The organism is Azospirillum sp. FG154, assembly GCF_057809575.1.
The window spans coordinates 145,381-166,174 of sequence record NZ_JBMDKF010000013.1 but is presented as its reverse complement, the minus strand read 5'-3'; the positions used below and the strand labels follow the sequence as shown (position 1 = coordinate 166,174).

General features: G+C 59.9%; 19 protein-coding genes and 1 pseudogene. 11 read left to right on the top strand and 9 right to left on the bottom strand.

The window, feature by feature from the left end; translation table 11 throughout:
* Nucleotides 1-1,159: class I SAM-dependent methyltransferase (locus tag ACODS4_RS16540; protein WP_488865522.1), on the bottom strand; the 1,159-nt coding region annotated here is incomplete at its 3' end.
* 14 nt (nt 1,160-1,173) lie between these two features.
* Here ACODS4_RS16540 and ACODS4_RS16535 point away from each other — a divergent pair.
* The 7 genes from ACODS4_RS16535 (at nt 1,174) to ACODS4_RS16505 (ending at nt 8,057) form a co-directional block, all read left to right on the top strand.
* The gene (locus tag ACODS4_RS16535) at nt 1,174-1,335 is read left to right on the top strand and encodes a hypothetical protein (protein ID WP_488865520.1); all 162 of its coding nucleotides are present in this window, start codon (nt 1,174-1,176) and stop codon (nt 1,333-1,335) included.
* Nucleotides 1,332-2,366: a Gfo/Idh/MocA family protein gene (locus ACODS4_RS16530; RefSeq protein WP_488865518.1), complete on the top strand. Its 1,035-nt coding sequence runs from the start codon at nt 1,332-1,334 to the stop codon at nt 2,364-2,366. Before ACODS4_RS16535 ends, ACODS4_RS16530 begins: the two co-directional genes overlap by 4 nt.
* 25 nt (nt 2,367-2,391) lie before the next feature.
* A complete protein-coding gene (locus ACODS4_RS16525; protein ID WP_488865516.1) occupies nt 2,392-3,540 on the top strand; it encodes a DegT/DnrJ/EryC1/StrS family aminotransferase in 1,149 nt (382 codons plus the stop codon).
* Entirely contained in the window at nt 3,527-4,324 is a 798-nt protein-coding gene (locus ACODS4_RS16520) for a GNAT family N-acetyltransferase (protein WP_488865514.1), read from the top strand. The genes ACODS4_RS16525 and ACODS4_RS16520 overlap by 14 nt, the downstream gene beginning before the upstream one ends.
* A gap of 93 nt (nt 4,325-4,417) precedes the next feature.
* The gene (locus ACODS4_RS16515; RefSeq protein ID WP_488865512.1) at nt 4,418-5,503 is read left to right on the top strand and encodes an NAD-dependent epimerase/dehydratase family protein; all 1,086 of its coding nucleotides are present in this window, start codon (nt 4,418-4,420) and stop codon (nt 5,501-5,503) included.
* Nucleotides 5,504-5,913: 410 nt separating this feature from the next.
* Nucleotides 5,914-7,062 carry a hypothetical protein gene (locus ACODS4_RS16510; RefSeq protein ID WP_488865510.1) on the top strand — a complete coding sequence of 383 codons (1,149 nt, stop codon included), beginning with the start codon at nt 5,914-5,916 and terminating at the stop codon, nt 7,060-7,062.
* Nucleotides 7,063-7,064: 2 nt separating this feature from the next.
* Entirely contained in the window at nt 7,065-8,057 is a 993-nt protein-coding gene (locus ACODS4_RS16505) for an FkbM family methyltransferase (protein WP_488865508.1), read from the top strand.
* A gap of 58 nt (nt 8,058-8,115) precedes the next feature.
* Here ACODS4_RS16505 and ACODS4_RS16500 read toward each other — a convergent pair whose 3' ends face one another.
* From ACODS4_RS16500 to ACODS4_RS16490, 3 genes are all read right to left on the bottom strand, one after another.
* On the bottom strand, nt 8,116-8,781 hold the full coding sequence (locus ACODS4_RS16500; protein WP_488865506.1) for a class I SAM-dependent methyltransferase: 666 nt from the start codon (nt 8,779-8,781) through the stop codon (nt 8,116-8,118).
* Between the two features lie 97 nt (nt 8,782-8,878).
* Nucleotides 8,879-10,234 carry a nucleotide sugar dehydrogenase gene (locus ACODS4_RS16495; RefSeq protein WP_488865504.1) on the bottom strand — a complete coding sequence of 452 codons (1,356 nt, stop codon included), beginning with the start codon at nt 10,232-10,234 and terminating at the stop codon, nt 8,879-8,881.
* A gap of 174 nt (nt 10,235-10,408) precedes the next feature.
* On the bottom strand, nt 10,409-11,278 hold the full coding sequence (locus ACODS4_RS16490) for a methyltransferase domain-containing protein (protein WP_488865502.1): 870 nt from the start codon (nt 11,276-11,278) through the stop codon (nt 10,409-10,411).
* Nucleotides 11,279-11,673: 395 nt separating this feature from the next.
* On the opposite strand from ACODS4_RS16490, the gene ACODS4_RS16485 reads away from it, so the two are divergent.
* From ACODS4_RS16485 to ACODS4_RS16475, 3 genes are all read left to right on the top strand, one after another.
* A complete protein-coding gene (locus tag ACODS4_RS16485; protein ID WP_488865500.1) occupies nt 11,674-11,883 on the top strand; it encodes a winged helix-turn-helix domain-containing protein in 210 nt (69 codons plus the stop codon).
* Between the two features lie 556 nt (nt 11,884-12,439).
* Nucleotides 12,440-13,369, top strand: a complete 930-nt coding sequence (locus tag ACODS4_RS16480; RefSeq protein ID WP_488865498.1) for a lysylphosphatidylglycerol synthase transmembrane domain-containing protein — start codon at nt 12,440-12,442, stop codon at nt 13,367-13,369.
* Nucleotides 13,366-14,844: a glycosyltransferase gene (locus ACODS4_RS16475; RefSeq protein WP_488865496.1), complete on the top strand. Its 1,479-nt coding sequence runs from the start codon at nt 13,366-13,368 to the stop codon at nt 14,842-14,844. The genes ACODS4_RS16480 and ACODS4_RS16475 overlap by 4 nt, the downstream gene beginning before the upstream one ends.
* Here the strand turns inward: ACODS4_RS16475 and ACODS4_RS16470 are convergent.
* Together ACODS4_RS16470 and ACODS4_RS16465 are read right to left on the bottom strand one after the other, a co-directional pair.
* Nucleotides 14,780-15,076: a hypothetical protein gene (locus ACODS4_RS16470; RefSeq protein ID WP_488865529.1), complete on the bottom strand. Its 297-nt coding sequence runs from the start codon at nt 15,074-15,076 to the stop codon at nt 14,780-14,782. The genes ACODS4_RS16475 and ACODS4_RS16470 overlap by 65 nt on opposite strands.
* 304 nt (nt 15,077-15,380) lie before the next feature.
* Nucleotides 15,381-16,361: a phytanoyl-CoA dioxygenase family protein gene (locus ACODS4_RS16465; RefSeq protein ID WP_488865494.1), complete on the bottom strand. Its 981-nt coding sequence runs from the start codon at nt 16,359-16,361 to the stop codon at nt 15,381-15,383.
* 359 nt (nt 16,362-16,720) lie between these two features.
* Between ACODS4_RS16465 and ACODS4_RS16460 the strand changes: the two are divergent.
* A pseudogene (locus ACODS4_RS16460) lies at nt 16,721-17,007 on the top strand (transposase); the annotation flags it as partial.
* Between the two features lie 402 nt (nt 17,008-17,409).
* Here ACODS4_RS16460 and ACODS4_RS16455 read toward each other — a convergent pair.
* Genes ACODS4_RS16455 through ACODS4_RS16445 form a run of 3 tightly spaced genes read right to left on the bottom strand, consistent with a single transcriptional unit; the run spans nt 17,410 to nt 20,551 of the window.
* Nucleotides 17,410-18,576: a nucleotidyltransferase domain-containing protein gene (locus ACODS4_RS16455; protein WP_488865492.1), complete on the bottom strand. Its 1,167-nt coding sequence runs from the start codon at nt 18,574-18,576 to the stop codon at nt 17,410-17,412.
* Nucleotides 18,573-19,478, bottom strand: coding sequence for an FkbM family methyltransferase (locus ACODS4_RS16450; protein WP_488865490.1), 906 nt, complete (start codon nt 19,476-19,478; stop codon nt 18,573-18,575). The genes ACODS4_RS16455 and ACODS4_RS16450 overlap by 4 nt, the downstream gene beginning before the upstream one ends.
* Complete coding sequence (locus ACODS4_RS16445; protein ID WP_488865488.1) at nt 19,475-20,551, bottom strand: O-antigen ligase family protein; 1,077 nt, start codon at nt 20,549-20,551, stop codon at nt 19,475-19,477. The genes ACODS4_RS16450 and ACODS4_RS16445 overlap by 4 nt, the downstream gene beginning before the upstream one ends.
* Nucleotides 20,552-20,794: the final 243 nt, after the last annotated feature.

Below are 20,794 nucleotides of genomic sequence, written 5' to 3'. Positions count from 1 at the left end.
CCCGCAGGGTGTACTTCCCGCTCGGCTCCCGCACCCGTTCCAGCCGGTCGAGCGCCAACCCGGCACGGGCGATCAGCAAGCTGAAGGACGCCGCGCTGAACGCGCACAAATGCTCTATAAAGAACTCCTCCCGCTCGGGGCTGTCACGCAACGCGGCCTCGCCGTCGGGAAGCTCAACATAGATCACGCCTCCCGGTTCCAGAAGCCGACCGGCCTGGACCAGCATCTCGATCATCATCGAACCCGGCACATGTTCGAGCACCTTGTTGAGGGTGATTAGCCCAAAGCGCCGCTTTGGCGGCAGCGCTAGAAAATCCTCGGTGATCGGCTCGACTCTGGCGACGCTCTGGGCATGGCGACCAGCGACTGGATCGGGATCAAGGGCGGCGCACTCCCATCCAGCCTCCCGCATCGCCGCTGGGAACACGGCCAGCCCCGATCCCACATCCAGCAGCGTTCTGGGGGCCGTGGCGCCCGAATTGTTCCAATACTCAAGAATCCGGGCGACCCGCCCCCGGTTGTCGGAGCGTTCGGGCGGCAGAGCCATGATCCGGTCGAACGTCGCCCGCACGCCCGTTCCATAGGTCCGTTCCCAATAATCCCCACGGTAAAGCGCCGACAGGTCCATGGCGTGCCGATTCACCACATGCCCACATCCACGGCAGCGCCACAATGAACGCCGGTAGGGGAAAAGGCCAAAATCAGTTTCCCCGGTCGGTCGATCGGTGAAGCTGGCCACATGGTCATGATTCGCATGGCCGCACAGCAGGCAGTTTCCCTCCCGTCCAGAGGCGTCAGTCTCCGTCCGACCGTCCAGCCCCGTCAGGGTCGCCTCTTCGTCCAGCCAGCCGAGTATCCGATGCCCTTCCTCCGCCAGATAAGCCCGGAAAGACGCCTCGCACCCGCGAGTGACGAGCAGGACGTAGGCGGTTCCTTCTGGAGAGCGGACCAGAACCGGGCGCAACCCATGATTTGGCAGCCTTTGGTTGAGAGATGGCGTGGCGTAATAGCCCCATTCTTTACGCGCCACGTCATACTGGGTATCGCCAGCCACGAACGTCACCAGTTCGTCTGGTTCAAGGGCAATGTCCGCCATATGGGACAAGAGCCGCCCCTTGACGATGAATCGGCGGGGCGGGGACTTGGCGTCGATCTGCATGGAATGTTCCGAACATGACGGAGAAGCTGGACGATAGCGGCAAAACCCGAACGTTTCCACAGATGGAGAAACAGTGGATCTGCGCCGTGTTTTTGGAGTATGACGACACTCTCGAACACCGCGTCTTCCCCTGCCGACGTGACGGTTTCAGCCACCCCATGATCCTTGGGCCATGAACGATACGTCGAACGACACGTCCCATCCGCCCGCCCGCGTCCGCGCAGGCGTCATCGGTCTCGGTGTGGGAGAGCAGCATGTGCTATCCTATCAAGCCATTCCGGGATGCGAGGTCGTTTCGGCGTGCGACATCGACCCGGTTAAGTTGGCCGAGGTTTCTGATCGCCACGGTATCGCCCGACGACACACTGACTGGCAGTCGGTGGTGGATGACCCCGACATCGACGTCGTGTCGATCTGCTCCTATGACGATGGCCATGCCGAGCAGGCGATCCGCGCCTTCCGCAATGGCAAACACGTCATGGTGGAAAAACCGGTCGCCTTGGGTCGGGCCGAAATGGATGCCGTCTTGCGAGCCCAGCAGGACAGCGGCAAGCTGATCACCTCGAACCTGATCCTGCGCCGCAGCCCGCGCTTCATCCAGATCCGCGACATGGTCAAGGCTGGCGAGTTTGGCGAGATCTTCTATTTGGAAGGCGATTACATCCACAACATCCTGTGGAAGATCACCGAGGGCTGGCGCGGCAAGATGGGGTTCTATTGCGTCGCTTACGGTGGCGGCATCCATCTGATCGATCTGATGCGCTGGATCATGGGGCAGGAGATCACCGAGGTCTCCGGCATGTCGAACAAAATCCTGACCCGGAACAGCGCATATCGTTTTGACGACACAATCGTGGGATTGCTGCGCTTTTCCGAAGGCGCTCTGGCTAAGACCCTGACCACCTTCGGCCCCCAGCGGCCGAAATTCCACGCGCTGAACCTCTACGGCACGCGTCTCACCTTCATCAACGACGCCCCAGACGGCAAGTTGTTTTCCAGCGACGACCCCGCCGACGAGGTGGCCGTGACCACGCCCTATCCCGGGATGCTGAAGGGCGACCTTCTCCCGGACTTCGTCGCCGCCATCCGTGAGGGACGCGAGCCGATTGTCGGCGCCCAGGACGTGTTCCAGGTGATGAGCGCCTGCCTCGCCTTGTGGGAGTCCATCCAATTTGGCCGAACCGTTTCCGTCCCCCGCCTACTTTAGCATCCGCACCGGGAGGCCATCCTTCATGACTCAGACGATTCCATTCGGGCGGCCGCAACTCGACGATGCCGAGGCAAGGGCCGTCGCCAAGGTTCTGGCCAGCGGCACGCTCGTCCATGGCCCAGCGACCCACCAGTTCGAGGAGCGATTCGCCGAGCGCGCTGGCGTGCCGCATGCCGTCTCGGTTTCCTCCTGCACCGCAGGCCTGCACCTTCTGCTTTTCGTCAACGGCATCGGCAAAGGCCGTCGGGTCGCCGTTCCAGCGATGACCCATGTCGCCACCGCCCATGTTGTCGAGTTGATGGGGGCGGAGCCGGTGTTCGTTGATGTCGAGGCCGACACTGGCAACATAGACCCGGATCTTCTCGAAACGGTCGCTCCGACCCTCGACGCGGCGTTCGTCGTCCATTATCTCGGCCTGCCTTGCGAGATGGACCGCATTTCGGGGTTGGCCGCCCGGCATGATTTCCGTCTGTTCGAGGACTGCGCCCTCGCGCTCGATGGCCATTATGGCGGCGTCAAGGCGGGCGCCCTGTCGGAAGGCGGCAGCTTCTCCTTCTACCCGGTCAAGCACATGACCAGCATCGAAGGCGGCATGGTGACGACCCGGGATCCAGAACTGGCCGCCCGCCTGCGCCAATGCCGTGCTTTCGGCTACGACAAACCGCTCGGAGAACGGGCCAAACCCGGTTTCTACGATGTGACGGCGCTCGGCTTTAATTACCGGATGAACGAAGCGGAAGCCGCTGTCGGTCTTTGCCAAATGGACAAGCTGGACGGTTTCCAGGCGCGGCGGACAGAGAACTTCCAGACGCTGGCCAACGAGTTGAGCAGCATCGCCGAGTTGTCCGTGTTCCCAGACCGCAAGGGCAAGGCGGTGTCGTCGCATTACTGCCTGACGGCGGTTCTCCCGCGCGACGGCAGCATCGACCGGGACGCGGTGGCGGCCGATCTCAAGACGCAAGGCATTGGAACCAGCATCCACTATCCGAACGCGGTTCCCCTGTTCACCTATTACCGGGAAAAATACGGTTACAAGACTGGTCAGTTCCCTGTAGCAGAATGGATCGCCGCGCAGTCCATCGCCCTGCCGGTCGGCCCTCATGTAACCATCGACGACGCCCAGCGAATTGGACGGGCCATGAAGGATGCCATTCGTCGTGTCCGCAACTGACATTGGGCTGACTGCCCGGGTTGAGGATTTCGATTCCGCGTTCCTGAATGGCACGGTGTGGCGTCTTAATGTTCCATCGGACGTCACCCAGGACGCGCTGCACAGCCTTGTAGGGCGGGCGGAGCAGGCGGGAGTGCGCCTCATGTTCTGCCGCCTGCCAGAGGGCAGCTTGGTTGTAGAGCCGCTGCGGATGGTCGGCTTCCGGCAGGTCGAGACTCTCATCACCTACGAGGCGGTTGTTCCGCCAACACCAGCGGCCTTTCCCCGGTCAGTCGAACTGGCGCGAGCCAGTGACCTTGAGGACTGCGCGATGATCGCACGCGGTTCCTTCACCTGGGACCGTTACCATCAGGATGCGGATATCCCGCGATCGGTCGGGGATCGGATCAAGGAGCAATGGGTCCGCAACGCCTTCGCTGGGCGGGCCGACCATATCCTTGTCATCCGAACCGCCACCGGAAGGGTTGGCGGCTTTCTGCTTCTGCTGCGCCAGCAATCCGTCGGCATCGTGGATCTGGTCGCAGTCACGCCGGAATGCCGTGGCCAGGGATTGGGCAAGGCGCTCTTGCTGGGTGCGTTGGCGACCCTGGCCGACACGTCGGCCCAGGTTCTCCGAGCGGGCACGCAGGACACCAACGGGAGTTCCGCAGCCATGTATCTCGGCAGCGGGTTCCGGCCAGTGGCCAAGCAGTTCACCTTTCATTGGACCCCCGGCGCGGGAAGAACGACAACGGCTCCCCCGGCCTCCGCCGGAAGCCACGAAAAAAGACCGCCACACACTTGACCGGGTGGTCGAGCGGGGCGCAAAGCCTTGTCTTACGACAAACGATGGTCGCACGACGCAGACGGATCTGCGAAAGATTGGATGGAGATTGGTATGTCAGAGGATGTTGTCGATTTCAGCTACGAATCGGTCATCAGTCATATCAAGGGCAAACGGGTTGCCCTGATCGGCGGCGCCGGTTTCATCGGCCATAATCTTGCTCTCGATCTGAGCAAGGCTGGGGCGAATGTGATAATTATTGATAATCTGATGATCAACAATCTCACTGACAACGTCTTCAACGCCAAGATTTCCCCGGGCAAATTCCATCTTTATCAAAATTTCCTGCTTGATCGCTTCCGTCTTCTGCGCGAGCACAACGTCACGCTGACCAATTGCGACGCCCGGATCTACATGGAGCTGAACCGGATCCTAACCGAGTTTGCCCCCGAAAAGATCGTGCACCTGTCGGCAATCGCCAGCGCGGTGGAGGCGGCCAAGGACCCTGGCCTATGCTTCGACACGCAACTCCTGACGCTGCGCAACACGCTGGAATGGATCCGGTTGTCTGGACAAAAGAACTGCCAGATCATGTTCCTCAGTTCCAGCACGGTGTACGGGGATTTCGAGACGCCCAGCGTCGACGAGAGTGTCCGGCCACAGCCCAAGGGCATCTACGCCAACGCCAAGTACATGGGTGAGCGTCTGCTGCGCACCTACCGTCAATCCTATGGTCTCCAGATCACGATCGTGCGGCCAAGCGCGCTGTATGGCGAGCGCTGCATCAGCGGTCGCGTCTCGCAGGCCTTCATTGAAAACGCTCTGACCGGCAAGCCGTTGCTGTTGGAAGGCGGCGGCGACGGGCGTCTGGATTTCACCTACATCCATGATCTGGTTGAGGGCATGATCCGCGCCTTGGCCTTGCCTAAGGGCGTCAACAACACTTTCAACCTGACATTTGGCAACGCGCGGACCATCGCCGACTTGGCAGGCATCGTCCGCGACGTTATTCCTTCCGCGATCTTGGAGGAGCGACCGCGCGCGGAGGACAAGCCCATTCGCGGCACCTTGTCCACCGAGCGAGCCTGGAGCGATCTAGGGTTCAAGGCGCGCTGGACGCTGGAGGTCGGATACCGCCAATACTGCGAATGGTACGTCAGCGAGTGGAAACGGGCCGGAAACACCGTTCCCTTGGTCTGAAATCCAACCTGAAAGCCCAAGCGGCCGATTGGATGAGGCATCCAGTCGGCCATCTCCATCGACCAACTCCGCAGACACTGACCGACTATCCCATCCGTTTCACAGCCTTGGATGGTATGATGGGGCAGGCTAGGATGTCTTTTCAATGTGATGGAGCGTTTTTCCGTTCAGCGAACCCGGCCTTAACCAATTGATCCTCTAAAGGCCTATCCTCATGCCGGACCAAAAGTGCGACTGGAGAACATTGAAAAAATTTCCGTTGATCTCTTAATCTGTGCATAGGCGCGTCAATTTTATCAAGAGATTGGCATCTCTGGTATCCGTAAGGGTAATGTAAAGTCACTTGCAAGATGCTGTTTGGCGGAAATGCATTCCTTCAATATACAGCATCCAGGAAATGGAGGCGTGCAATGATCGAAAGCTTCGGGCTGTCCAAAGTTCCTTATGAGACTCATCCGGCTTTTTCTGGAATCCGTTTCGATGAGGACCCTGCCATCAAAGAGGCGACGGATCGCCTCAGTCATGCGTTGGAAGAAATTCGCCGCCGTTCCGCTCTTCCGAGCACCAATGTGAAGTATCTTCTTGAAGAACGTGTCGGGCCAGCTCTTCAAGATCTTTTTGGAAAGCTTAAGGATAAAAACGCCGATATTGACATTTTCTCGGATTTCGCGGATAGATTGAAGTCTGAGATGATAAAACTCATCGCTGAAGATTATGATATATTTGCGCGTCGCGGCACATATTCTTATGCAGAGTGCACGCAGAAGGCTGATTCTATTTCAGAATCTCTCTTCAATAAAGGGTTCTTTATTGGAAGATATGGATCAGAAAGCGTTGAAATACTTGAAAGCGCTGTTGTTTCTGAAAAAATTATGCTTTCTGAAAATTACAAATCTGGGAAACGAAATCGCGAAGACCTGTCGGTAAATCTTTGGAAGCCTTCTCAAGATTTGCTTCTCAATAGCGTTTTCGGCGCCAAAGATATTTGTGATGGACTCTCAAATTACATGGGATCCAACTATGTATATTCAGGATGCGCTTTCGAGCTGTCGATGCCCAATCTGGATTGGTGGAAGAATCGCTACCAGCGAGACGATGAATCCGAGCCGAGCGCCTATTATCACCTCGACATGAATTCACCATACCCGAAGATGCTCTGTTATCTGAGCACCGTAACAGAGAAGAACGGCGCGACATCCCTTCTCGACGCATCGCTCGACGACAGCACGCTGAGTTGGATCGCTGGCCGGGCTCTGGACAAGGTCCGGGAAGATCCAAAGCGTGGCGGCACGATCGACATGACGTCCCTCATCACCGGAACTGAATTGGGAAGAATCTGCTTCTCTCGCCTGCCAAGAGAAATGCGCTGCATCGGACATTTTGGCAATGACATCCTCAAAAACTCCAATGAGGAAGCCTTCATTCTGAAAAACCAAAAGGTTATGACTGGAGATCCTGGAACTTTCGCCGTCTTCGACGGAACGCGCGTCGCCCATCGCGGCGGCATCGTGCACGAAGGTTCCCGTTGGGCGTTCCAAGCCATCTACAGGAGAAAATAAATATGGGACCGAACAATATTTTTTCCTCCATTCTGAAGGACGTCGCTTTCGGCGCGGTCGACATCGGAGCGGCGCACTGGTTGCCGCCGCACTGGATCCCTTATACGGACGAGTTCGACTATTTGTTGGTCGAACCTGACGCCGATGCGGCGAAGGATCTGGCCATCCAGGCATCGCGCCGGACTCAGAATCCGCAGCGTTTCCGCGTTCTCAAGGCTGCGCTGTCGGGAACCGGCGGTCCGCGCGCCTTTTTTCGGCTGAACTGCCCGACAGGCTCCTCGCTGCTCAAACCGGCAATCGACGAGAATGACCCGGCTGTCTTCTTTTCCTATCCGAAAATAGATAACCCTTCCTATGTTTTCCCTGTCCATGAAAGCGTCATCGAGACCATCACACTGAAAAACGCGCTCGAACAGGCCCGTTTCCCTGGCGCCCACATGATTAAGCTCGATACCCAAGGGACCGAGCTGGAAATAGTTGAAGGGTTGAGTGAGCGGCTGTCCGAAACCGTGCTTGTCCAGATGGAAACCGGCGATCACGGCCATTATGTCGACCAGCCGGGACTGGGTGAGACGATCACCGCCATGAAGCGACACGGTTTCCGCTTGCTTGACCTGCAACTTGCCCGCAGCGAGATGGTGTTTCGTGGCGCCAACGCCGGCCCCACCAGCTACGGCGAATCGCTGTTCGCGTCGCCCCAGACGACCATCGACCGCGCCTTTGTTCCCCGCCTTCACGAAGTCGACGCGGTCTTCATCCGCGACCCAATGGTCACCGCCAAGGCAGGGGACGCCATTGGCCTGCGGCGCATCATTGCCGCCATGTGCGTTTATCGTCTGTTTGGCGAAGCTTTCCAACTCACTGGGATTGGCGAACTGATGAAGCTGTGGAACGGCCTGGAAGCCCGACGTTATCGCCGCGACATCAAACGTTCCCATCAGCTTATCAAGAAGAGCCTCGAAACCGGATACCGGCTTCATTGGGAGAATGCCTGACCTCTCCGTCGACGAACGCCCGCATGGTCCATGCGGTCGTTCGTCGAAAACATCGGCATCAAGGCTTGCGGGCCCAAACTTTCCAGGTCGCCGATACGGCGTTGCCGTCCTGGTCGATCATGCGGCTTGCCAGCTTCTTCTCGATATGGAACTTCGTAAAGAAGGCGTCGATGTCGCTGCCAGACGCAAAAAATGTCCGGGCGATGTCGGCAAAATAGCCAGCTCGGAAATCAGCGATGGACCCATCCCCCTCGTCCACGCCAAGGGACGCCGAAGCGTGCTCGGTGCTGAAAAGCACGGAGAGAAACAGACCGCCTGGCTTGAGAGTGCGATAAACCTCGGCGAAGGCGCGCTCGATGTCGCGACGCGTGTTGTGCGTGATTGACTCACGATCAATCACGATGTCGAAGGTCTCGTCATCCCAGGGCAAGACAGTGAAGTCCCCGACACGGATGTCGGCTTCCAGCTTCTCAGCGTCCAGCCGCTCCCTCGCCACCTTGACGGCCGTCTCGGATCCCTCGATTCCAGAGGTTCTGAATCCTTCCCGTGACAAGAACCAGAGATTATTCCCAGCGCCGGAGCCGACTTCAAGAACAGACATTGCCCGTCGGTTGGCTGGAGAGGGGACATTGTTGAAAATGAAGGACACGACATCATCAAACGGGTAACGATTCAGGTGTCGGCCCTTCCCGTACACATCTTCTTCCCAACGCTTGTCAAACATAGAAGCGATCCTTGCGCTGATTGGGTGGAAACGCCCATCCGGCTGTCCGATTCACCACGACCAGCCATCGACCATGAAATTTCGAGAATCCTGGCGCTCAAGCGTCGAAAACATTGTTGCGCCCCTGCCGGACGGACCGGGTCGCGTTGCGGGTATCCACAACGACGGCCGTTGATTCGACAATCAGACGGAAATCGACGCAATCATGGTCGGTGACGATCAATGCGGCGTCCATTTGGCGCAATGTTTCCGCCGTCAGCGGCACCGACCGGCGACCGATGTAATCGGCATGCTCCCGAAGAGCGGGGATCTCCGCAACATAGGGGTCATGGTAGGAGACGACCGCGCCACGCTCTTCAAGCAGATGCATCAGCTTGAACGCCGGGCTTTCACGGACATCGTCAATGTTCTTTTTGTAGGCAATGCCGACGATCACGATTTGGGCGCCGTTGAGCCCCTTGCTGAGCGTCTTGTCGACGGCTTGGGCCAAGCGCTGCATCACGTAATGGGGCATCGAGGTGTTGATCTCGCCCGCCAACTCAATGAATTTGGTGGCGATGTCGTATTCACGCGCTTTCCAGGTCAGATAGAAGGGGTCGATCGGAATGCAATGCCCCCCCAGGCCGGGGCCGGGATAGAAAGGCATGTAACCGAAAGGCTTCGTCTTGGCGGCATCAATCACGCTCCAGATGTCGATCCCCATCCGCTGGAAAATGATCTTCAACTCGTTGACGAGAGCGATGTTAACCGAGCGGAAGATGTTCTCCGTCAGCTTCACAGCCTCGGCTGTGGCTGCGCTGCTGACGGGCATCACATCGACCACCAGACGGCTGTAGAGTTGACGGGCGAGGCCCAGCGACAGGGCATCGTCCGCTCCGACGATCTTGGGAATGTGTTGCGTGTCGAAATCGGGATTGCCCGGATCCTCCCTTTCGGGAGAATAGGCGACAAACAGATCGGAGCCGCACCGCAAACCACCGCGCTCCAGGATCGGCGTCAAGATCTCCGTCGTGGTGCCGGGATAGGTCGTGGACTCCAGCACAACAAGTTGACCGGGACGCAGATGGGGGGCAATCGCCTCGCCGGTGGAGATGATGTAGGACACATCCGGTTCACGGTGCTTGGTCAGGGGCGTGGGAACACAGATGAGAATGGCGTCCATCTCGCGGATGCGCGAGAAATCGGTGGTGGCGTCGAACACCCCTCGCTTGACCAATGCGTCGACATCATCGCTTGGAATGTGTCGGATGTAGGAATGCCCGCTCATCAGGAGGTCCACTTTGACCGAATCGATGTCAAATCCGGTTACGGCGTATCCCTTGCCCGCTGCCGCCTTAGCGAGCGGAAGGCCGACATACCCCATGCCGACAATGCCGATCTTTGCACGACCATCTATGATACGGGATTCAAGTTCCGTTTGTTCGACAGATGACATCTTCATTGCCTTCGGCATTTTCAGTCAAACCAAAAATATTGAGATATTTGTTTATCGATACTGGAGGACATGATTTGGAAAGTCATCCCAAAGCGGTTTTGCTAAGTCTACCATGCATCTGACATGCATTGATGCTGTCGATATCATCATCAACCCTTCATTCCTTCTCAGGCGTTCCGTCATGGCGTTTGATCAGAGATCCGGTTTTCTTAAAACGGCAAGAATACCATTATTCATGAAGTGCTTTCGTCCAGGATGCAGGGATTCCAGCGTCTTCTGCGCCTTGCTAAGAAAATCGGGATTCCCCTGGAAGGGGAAGGTCAGTTGCAATTTCTCCACAGTGAACGGGCTTTGCTTGAAGAAGGCGGCGTAATCCTCTGTAAACAGCCGGTTGATGTGGGGGGATTGGTAGACGTAGTAAACGATCTCGCCAGCCGTAGTTGGATCGGTGTGGTTCAGCAGATGGCTGTACAGCTCTGGAGGCCGCATCGTCAGATGGCCCCAGGGAGGAATGATCGGGGAACTGAAATCGAAACGCCGCCCCTGGCGATCAACGACCGTCGGCAGGTGATGGCCATCGTGAGCCGACCAGATCGGTGAATGCATGGTGAAGACAGCGCCACCCGGACGCAGCGCCTTGAACATTGCCTCCAGCGCCAGCGGCATGCGGTCGATGTGCTCGAAGGCCGCGATCGAGAAGATCGTATCAAAGGCGCCGTGCAGGCTGTCCGGCAACTGTTCAATCCGACCGTCCAACACGGCGTGACGACCAAGCGCGCCACCCCCCTCGACTTCCACCAGCCGACTGGCGAAGATCTGCGTCGGCGGCGTGCCCTGCTGATGCCCGGTGGCAGTGGATTCCTGCCAGTACTCCATCTCCTCAATTGAGATCCAGCGACGCGCCTCCAGACCGTCCAGCACGAAGCTCGCTGGCAAGCTGCCCCCCACCTCCAACACATCCTTGCCCTTCAGACCGACAAGCGCCTCGGCAGTCAAGGCGTAGGAGACGTGATAACTGAGGCCGAATCTTGCCTGAAAGGTTTTGATGCGGTCAACATCCATCGTTGTCGGCTCCCAACGGGCACAGGCAGTACAATAGGTTACTCTTAGCGGCCCGGCGGAAGAGCGTCCATCAATTCCGGCTGCGCGCCCCGCGTCAACCTCGAAACGTGTCAACGATTATGAGACGGGCCGAATATGGAAATTAGAGTCTGACCCGAAAAGAGTTGAGTGATTTCAGCCCATTGTGGTTCGATCAATGTTGCGAAGAATGACAAATGACAAGACGATGTGGACTTATACTGGCGGACGGAACCGCTGACTCACAGAAGAGGATTCCCAAGGGCGCGGATCCGTGATTCGATCCCCTGTTTACGATGTCGAGGATTGAGCGGCGTTGCCAATCCGGGAAGAGTTGAGCGCCAGCGACTTGCACGGCGGGAGAGCAGGCGACCCGGATGTTCGCCATCACTCATGCGCTTGACGGTGTGGGCCAAGCGGAAGCGGCGCGGCTGCGTGGGGCCAGTCTGTCGCGCATCCTGCGGCGGCTGAACCTGCCAAAGCAGAAGACACGGCCCCGTCACCCGCAGTCCGACGCCAAAGCGCAGGCCGCTTTCCAAAAAAGGGCTGCGCGAAGCCCTGAAAGCCTCAGCCGCTGCGCATCCTGAGCGCCGTCTCCAGCTCTGCTTCCAGGATGAGGCGGCCTGCCTCTACGCCGCCGTCTGCCCAGCCAGCGGCGCAAGCTTCGCTCTGGTGACGCCAACCGTCTCCACCGCCATCATGAGCCTGTTCCTGATAACCGTCTTGATCGGATGATGCGCGCAGACGTTTGGACGCAAGACGGCGAAAATGGATGCAGGGCAATCGCTTGAAGGATCATTGGACTGAAAATAGGGTTTTCCGTCATCCCCGCGCAGGCGGGGTTCCAGGCTTTCCCATGAGATCCGGTCTGTGAACTCTGGATCCCCGCCTTCGCGGGGATGACGAATGTCTCAATGAAGGAATATCAAGCCTTCACCCGATTGCCCTGAAAATGGATGGCAGAGGAGATGACAGGTGGGAGCCGAACCGCTACAACGGCCCGTTCGGTTGCGACCTTCCGCGCGACCTTCACGCTTGCGCGCAGGGATGATGCCCCAGGCTCTTTCAGAACCACCTTTCGGCCCGTCTGGAGTTGCGACGTCTGTTGGTCGTGCGCGACTGTGGCCGACCCTGGCCAAAGCGGTGGTGACGCTTGTGGTGTTGGCGTTGCTTGGCGCAGGGGCGGATTGGGCGGCTGTAGCAGCTCGTTTGACCGCCGCCGATCCGCTTCTGCTCGCTGCGGGCGTTGTCGTCAAAGCGGCGACCCTGCCATTGGCCGCCCTGCGGTGGCGGGCGGTGGGGCGAGCGGCCGGTTTCACCATCACCCGCTGGTTGGCCTTTCGTCTTCAAATGACGAGCAGCTTTCTCGGTCAGGTTCTGCCTGGCTCGGTTGGAGCCGATCTTTTGCGCGGTTGGTTCACCTGGCGGCTTGGCCATCCGCCCGGCGCTGTGATGCTGGCCTTGCTGGTGGACCGTCTGATGGCCTTGTTGGGGGTTGTTCTGATCGGGTTGGTTGGTCTGCCCCGTCTGGCGACCGTCGCCCCGCCAGCCATTGCCTGGACTGTTCTGGCCGGAGCCGGGGTGCTGGGGTTGGCGGTGGGAATGCTGCTGCTGCTGGCGCGGATTCCGCGCGACCGGTTGCCCCTTCCCCGTTCTGTGCGCGACGGGGCGCTCGGTCGAACTCTTTGGGGGGCGGTTGGCGAGTTCCGTGCGATGGCTGGACGACCGCCCGCCTGGGCCTCGTTGGGGCATGGGATCGCGGTCCATCTCGCCACCATCGCGGCGGTCATTCTGTTCGCCCGGTCCCTGGGGTTGCCGTTGGGTTGGTTGGACGGTCTGGCCATCGTTCCAGCGGCCATCGTTGCCGCAGCCCTGCCCGTTTCGCTGGGGGGCTGGGGCGTGCGCGAAGGGGCGATGATCGCCGGTTTCACTCTGCTGGGCTTTGATCGTGACGCGGCCCTGCTTGTTTCCCTTCTGGTCGGTGCGTCCATCGCCGTCCTGTCCCTGCCCGGCGGCGTCTTTTGGCTGCTGTTGCGGCATGAAACCTCTTCCCTCCCGGATTCCACCCGATGACCGAACCGACCATGCCAACCGCCCCCCACCTCAAACCCTTGTCCTTCCGGCAGGACCGGATCCGCGCCCTGTTCGACGTGGCGGCGGCGACCCCCACCCGATGGGCCGAACGCAACCGGGCCTTTCATGAGGCTGACCGCGCCTATCTGCGTTTCCTGATCCCGGACGGGGCGACGGTTTTGGAGATCGGATGCGGTGTCGGCGACACGTTGGCCGCCCTGAACCCGGCGCGCGGGGTTGGCATCGACCTCAGCCCGGAAACGGTGGCGCAGGCGCGGGCACGTCATCCGCAACTGGAGTTCCATGCCGGCAACGCCGAGGATCCCGCCGCGCTCGACGCCATCACCGGCCCGTTCACCCACATCCTGCTGTCCGGGACCATCGGGTTTCTCGACGACATCGAAGAGACGCTGCGACTGCTGCATCGTTTTGCCACGTCGAAAACGAGGATCATCGTCAGCTACCATTCCCGTGCCTGGGAACCGATCCTATGGGTGGCGGAAAAGCTGGGCATGCGGATGCCGCAGGGCCAACAGAACTGGTTGTCCACCACCGACATCGTCAACCTGCTCGATCTGGCGGGCTGGGAGCCGGTGCGCCGTGAATGGCGGCAATTGCTGCCCAAGCGGCTGTTTGGTTTGGGAACCCTAATCAACCGGGTCATCGCGCCCTTGCCTGGCATCCGGCGGCTGTGCCTGCGCAGCTATGTTGTGGCCCGTCCACAGGCGGCGGGGGCTGTGACGGTGGATGGCAAGCCGCCATCGGTCACGGTGCTGATTCCCTGCCGGAACGAACGCGGCAACATCGAAAACGCCATCCGCCGCCTGTCTCGCTTTGCCCCCGACATCGAGGTGATCTATTGCGAGGGGCACAGCAAGGATGGAACCTATGAGGAGTGCGTGCGCGTGCGCGACGCCTACCCCGATTGGGACATCAAGGTCATGCGTCAACCCGGCAAGGGCAAGGGCGACGCCGTGCGCGCCGGGTTCAAGGCGGCGCGCGGCGACATCCTCATCATTCTGGACGCTGATCTGACGGTGCCGCCGGAAACCATGGGAAAATTCTATCAGGCCATGGTGGCGGGTCGGGGCGAATTTGTGAACGGCACACGTCTGGTCTACCCGATGGCGGCGGAGGCGATGCGCTTTCTGAATTTCCTGGCCAACCGCGCCTTTGCCCGCATCTTCTCCTATCTGCTGAACCAACGTTTCACCGACACGCTGTGCGGCACCAAGGTTCTGTGGCGTAAGGATTATGAGGAAATTGTCGCCAACCGCCATTACTTTGGCGACTTCGATCCGTTCGGCGATTTCGACCTGATTTTCGGCGCGGCGAAGCTGAACCTGAAGATCGTCGAGGTGCCGGTGCGTTACGCTGACCGCAGCTATGGCGAAACCCAGATCTCACGCTTCACCCATGGTTGGCTGCTGGCCCGCATGGTGGTCTTTGCCTGGAAAAAGCTGAAGGCGTTCTGATCCGGCATGCCGCCGTGTCAGGGGGGCTGCGCCCAGGGTCCGCGCGATGTCGTTCTGCCACACCATGCTGACCAGCGCGATCTGCGTCAGCAGATGCATCTCGCCGCGCCAGACCCGCGTCGAGCAGTTCGGCGCGGGTCAGGAACAAGATATCCGTGTCCTCCAGATCATCGGCCACAGGATCCGCCACCATCCCGGTTTCCTCCAGCAATTCCCGCTTGGCCGCCGTCAGGGCGTCTTCTCCAGGTGACAGGTGGCCACCCGGGAAAGGTCAAGCCAACGCGGCGCAAGCCATGCCGGTATTGCCGATAGGTCACGATCCGCCTGTTCACCGTTTCGGCCAGGACGCAAGCGAAGGGGGGCGCGTCGAGCTGGTCGTAATCGGTGATCCGCCACCCGTCCGGCAACTCCACCGTTTCGACGCGCAACTTCAGAACCCGGCTGTCCAGAACGGTCCAGGGACGATGACGGGGATCCGGGAGTTGTTCTGGGGTGGCGCCAAGCGGTGTCGAACGGAATGCCTGCGCGGATGCGGATCAGATGGCCGCGTAAATCTGGTTTACAAAGGGATCATGACCGCAGGCGGTCTGGCTGAGAAGGGGGCGCCGGGGGCCGTGCGGCGTGCGGTTGATGTTGTATTGCGCCGACAACAACAGGCGGCGGCCCCGTCGTGGCAAGGCCCCCTTGTGAACGCCATAGGTGTCGCCCAGGAACCAGCTTCCTGCCGGGCCGGTCATCGCCACCGTGTCATCGCGGCCAAAGGCGGCCTCCACCTCGGAGTCGGTCAGGGCACGCCCGGTGGACAGGAGGCGGCTGCGGTGGCTGCCCTTGACGAAGACATGCGGGCCGCCATCCTCTCCGACATCGGTCAGATAGAAGAAGATCTTGAAACCGCGCAGGCTGTCGAGATCGCGGTGGTGACGTTGGGTTCCCTTGGCGGCCTCACGCGCGCCAAAGGTCTCACCGCCGTAGGACCACCAGCAGCCGATGTTGTCGAGGATTGGTTTGCAGCCAAGATAGAGTTCCGCCGTTTCCAGCACCCGTGGGTCGTTGAACAGATTCATCACATGAGGCGCTTGCAGGATCTGCTCGACGCTGTGATAGCCCATGTTCGAATCCGGGCTTGGCGGCGCGTCCGGTCGGAACCAGCCCAGATGCGGGCGGAACGGGTCGTGGCACATGGTGTTCTCAAAATAGCCACGCAAATCGGCCATGATGCTGGGGTCGATGGGTGGCAGAAGCGGGGAGATGCCGTCGCGCATCAAGGTCCGGCACCAGTCGCGCGCGATCAGGGATGGGTGGAAGTGCGGCGTGCGCGGGCGGTTCCAGGCGATCACGGTGGCCAACCGGTCGCGCAGATCGGGATCGGTCAGGATCGGCAACAGATCATAAATGGCGTAACGCCCATCATGGCGGATCTTGCGCAGATACTGGCCAGGCGATGCGATTCGGGTGCGCGCCTTGATCCGGAACGCCTCCACGGGACCGAAGAGGGATAGGGTGGTAAGAGACGCCATGGTGGCAACACCCGCAAAAGGCGATGAAACGGTGACGAAACTCTTTCCGATCCGGTCCGGTTTTTCAAGGCGCGGTGTGGTCGATCGCTGGCTATGCTGGCTGGGGCATGACGTCGCGGAGAGGGTCCAGGGTGACGGATCAGGTCGGGAATGACCGGATGGAACACCGGGTGCTGTATCGGGATGCCCGCTTTTACGCCTCCTTCCCGCTGTGGCGACGCGGGCGGCTGCGAGCTTTCGCAGCCCCAGCATCAGCGCCGTGATTTTGTCCTTCATTGGAACGCCACGGTCGGCATGCGGCGACCCGCCATCCGACGACGCGGCATCTTCCGGCGAGACTGACGGTGGGGCGTGTCCCCCTGATGGACGAAGCGGAAGAAGGCGTCCTGGCCTACATGACCTTTCCCAAGGAGCATCGGGCCAAGCTCCACTCGACGAACCCGATTGAGCGTCTCAACGGCGAGATCAAGCGGCGCGCCGAGGTGATGGGCATATTCCCGAACGAGCAAGCGATCACACGGCTCATCGGTGCGATTTTGCTGGAGCAAAACGATGAATGGACCATTCAGCGGGCACGCTGTATGACGCAGGAAACCATCGCTTCGGCGATGATCCCCTCGTCAGCCTGCCCGCTGTGGTCGCCTGACAATCCCGGCCAGACCAGCCGGAAAACCGGATGAGCGACCCAGATCCTGCGCCACGCTCAGGGGTATGATCCCGGCGCGTAAGATCGTCGTCAGCGGGGCGTCGATCTCCTCCGGCTGACGCGCCGGACAAGCTTGCCATTCTCATCCATGGCGCATCGCTCCCTCGTGGAGGTTCGCCAGGTTTCGTCACCCACCTCGATCCGCCGCCCTCTTCACACCGTCATCACCCAGATTCCCGCATAGCTCCGCAACAGGGCGGCGACGCCGCCGCTGGCGACAGATCAACTTTGATGGGCATGACCACGTGAACTTTCTCCTACACCCGCAAGGGTAAACTTCGGGGGGAGACTCACTCCTATTGGCGCGACGGGCTTACGACGGAGATGATGTTCGATTCCGATTCAACGAAACCGGCTCGAACCGCGAAACGCCTCGGACAGAATGCGTTGCAAACGGATCAAATAGTAAAGGAATCCAAGAAAGCGCGGCAAGACGATCTGCCTGCGATCAATCTCTGACGGCTGCAAACGGTATCGCAAAAGCGCCCATCGATTGCGGAAGGCGTTGAAAAGCCGTAACTCCCAAATTAACCATCGGAAACGTCCCATCGCCAAAATTCCGGCGGCTTCGCTGTCCAGCGGTGGTCCGATCAACAAGGGGCGCAAGCCCTGACCGGCGCGTCGCGCTGCGGCCAGTTTTCGGGGTGAACGCAGCAGGGAGGGGGGCAACGGCGCCCCCAACACATCATGCGCCAACGTCACAGCCAGAACCAGGTGCGACTCAACCCCCATGCGTCCGGCCAAGGCAAAGGCGTCCGGCCAATTCACCTTTTGGCTGTGGCAAGCTGTCGCGATGTCGGTCAGCCACAGCAACCGCCGCCAGAAGTGATGCGCGCCATGGAAGGCGGCAAAGACGATCGCCTGGGGCGGGGCAAGGGTCAGGATTTCTTCATCACCAACCGGCACGGTGACGGCGGTCTCGAACGGACGAAACACCTCAATGGGAAATGCACCGGCGCATTCATCAAGCGCATCATGAAGTTCCACCATGATTCCCAGCCCAGGATGACGCAGCGCTATGTCCTTGTGGGACATGACCGGGCCGGATGCATCCTCGCTGTACCCTTGGTCGCGCAACAGCCGGGTCGCTTCGGGCATTTGAGCCGAACGGACCAACAGATCAATGTCGTTTCCAGCCCGACGTCCAGGTTCGTTGTAAAGTTGCACCGACAAAGGCACTCCTTTGAGGGTCAACACCGTAATCCCGGCGGCGTGAAAGGCTTTGGTCAGGCGGATGACCTCACCGGAATGGGCAAGCGCGCGTTCAGCCGCCCGACGTTTTTGCCTGCTCAACCCATCACAAAATGTGCCTGGGACGCGCTCATCCAACATCAACACAGAGTCCATCAAGGGAGCGATCCGGTGATGCCGGACGAGTCGCAGGACCTGTGTCCAATCAAGATCCGCAGCGTATGATGGTGTTTGACCGCCATAACGCGCCGCAAGGCACTCAAGAACAAAGCGCATTTCGGGTGAAAAACCCCAGCGGCGCAGCGGGGCATTCGTCATGGAAGCGACCCACCGTGTTCAACGGAACTGGAGGCAAAAGCCGTCTCCACTACGGCCATGACATCCGCGACCGTCAACATCGGTTCGATTTTACCGGGGGGGAATGGGATGGCGATGTAATTGCGGGAGGTTGGGCCGGGAGCCGCGCACAGGACGAAGCGTCCATTCTGCTCTGTCAAAATACTGTATCCCAACGCCGCAAGCCTTACGAAAGCAGCGTCGCGCGCCAAGGCGGCGCGGGTCAACGTCGCCGGATCGCATTCGAAATAGATCACAGGGCGGTGGCGCTCCAGAATTTGTGCGGATCCAGCCAAAACCGCCGGTTCATACCCTTCGACATCAATTTTCATGAGGAGTGGACTGGCAAGTCTCACAATCCCCGCCTCCACCAAGCCGTCGAGACGATGAACCGAAATCGGTCCACCGTTGCCATTCACCGGATAAACCCAGCCCAACCCGCTGATTGCGTTGCCAAAACGATCCGTTGGCACCATCAACCCAACGGAACCATCGGCATCGCCCAAGGCGACGGGCAACAGATGCGTCGCAGGTTGATCACGCAACAGACGCCTCAACAGGGCCACCGCCGCCGGATTCGGCTCAAAAGCGTACAGCGGCGTTCCCGTCCTCCGATATCGTATGCAAAACCAACTGTAGCGCCCGGCGTTGGCTCCGATGTCCAAGATGGTGTTGGCTTTGGCGGTTAGCCCGGCCAGAAGCCAGAGCGTTTCGGCGCTTTCCGGCGGGTCAAAGCGACCGAAACGGCGCAAAATCGCGTGATAGAAACGGTGGGCGGTCATCAATCCACCGTCGCCAAGGCAGCGCTGGAGCGTTCCGCGCAGCAGAGCGCGCGTTGTGTCGATGAGCGAACCGTATGTGATGCGGTCCGGTTTGGACATCATGCCGCTGGATCGCGGACCAATGTCGCCGACGATTCCACGGGCATGGTCTGGATGTCGGCGCTGCGCCAGGATTGGGCGTAACCAATGCCCAGCAGAAAGGCAAAGGTGGCAGCGATCGCCGGCATCTGAACGCTGAAATCCAGCACTCCATGAGCGCCGAACAGAAGGGCGGCGGCAAGCGCGACGGCCGGGTAAACTTGATCCCGGCGTCGCCGCGCCAACCCCAACAGGCAGCGTCCCAAGACAACGACAAGCGCTGTGTACAGCAGGATCGCGGCGGGGACTCCTAGATCCATCACGATTTCCAGATGAACATCGTGGGCGAAATCCCAGGTCACAGGACGGCTCAGCGAAACATCACGGTACATGCGGAACGCGGGCAGAAAAGCACCGAAGCCATGGCCGGTCCATGGCGCGTCGGCAATGGCGGCAATGGTCAATCGGTAAAGGTCGAGACGCGCTTCCTCGACGTTGCTGGTGGTCTCGGCCAACCGCCGCACGGTTTCATCACCGCTGAGGGCGAACACCGCCAACCCGACTCCCAGAACCGCGCCACCAAGAAGCAAGGCGACGCGCGGTCGGATGATCCGCCCCACCACCATGCTCAACATCAGCCCAACCAAGGCTGCGCCCGTGCACAGAAAGGCGCCGCGCGAATGGGACAACAGCAGGGCTGAACCAACGATCACGGCGCCCGCCAAAAAAGGCAGGGCGCGCACCAGAACGGTTTCGGCCAGATCATAGACCCGTCGCTCTTCATTGCGGTGGGGGGGGCGCAAAGCGTGAGCAAACAGAGCGACGCAACACACCACACCCAGTCCGGCATAGGCGCCATAGGCGTTTCGGTTGACGAAGGTCGCGGTCAAATCGCCTGGATAAGCCCATTTCTCCAACCACAGGATCCGTTCCCAGCCTGCGAAATGAACGGTCAATCCATAGATGGCGTACAAGACGCCGACCACGGCCACTATGACCAAGCCTTCGCGCGCGCGCGATCGTTCACGCCCAAGCTGCGCGGCCAGCCAGAACACACCGCCATAGGTCAAAAGTCGCATGATCGCGATTCGGGTCATCTCGGGATCCGCCGAAATCGCCCCATCGGCAGGTTGTCCAAGGGCCAAAGCCGCCTCATCCCACAGCGGGTGCCACAAGGAGGATGGAGCAAGCCCGAGAGTTTGAACAGCGGCCCAACCCATCGCCAACGCAAAAGGCAAAATCACCAAAGCCATGCGGGAGACAGGAAGCGTCACCCGCGCCCGTCCGCGCAACACCGCGATGGCCCACATGGCCAAAAGTCCACCAACAAGAACCGCAAG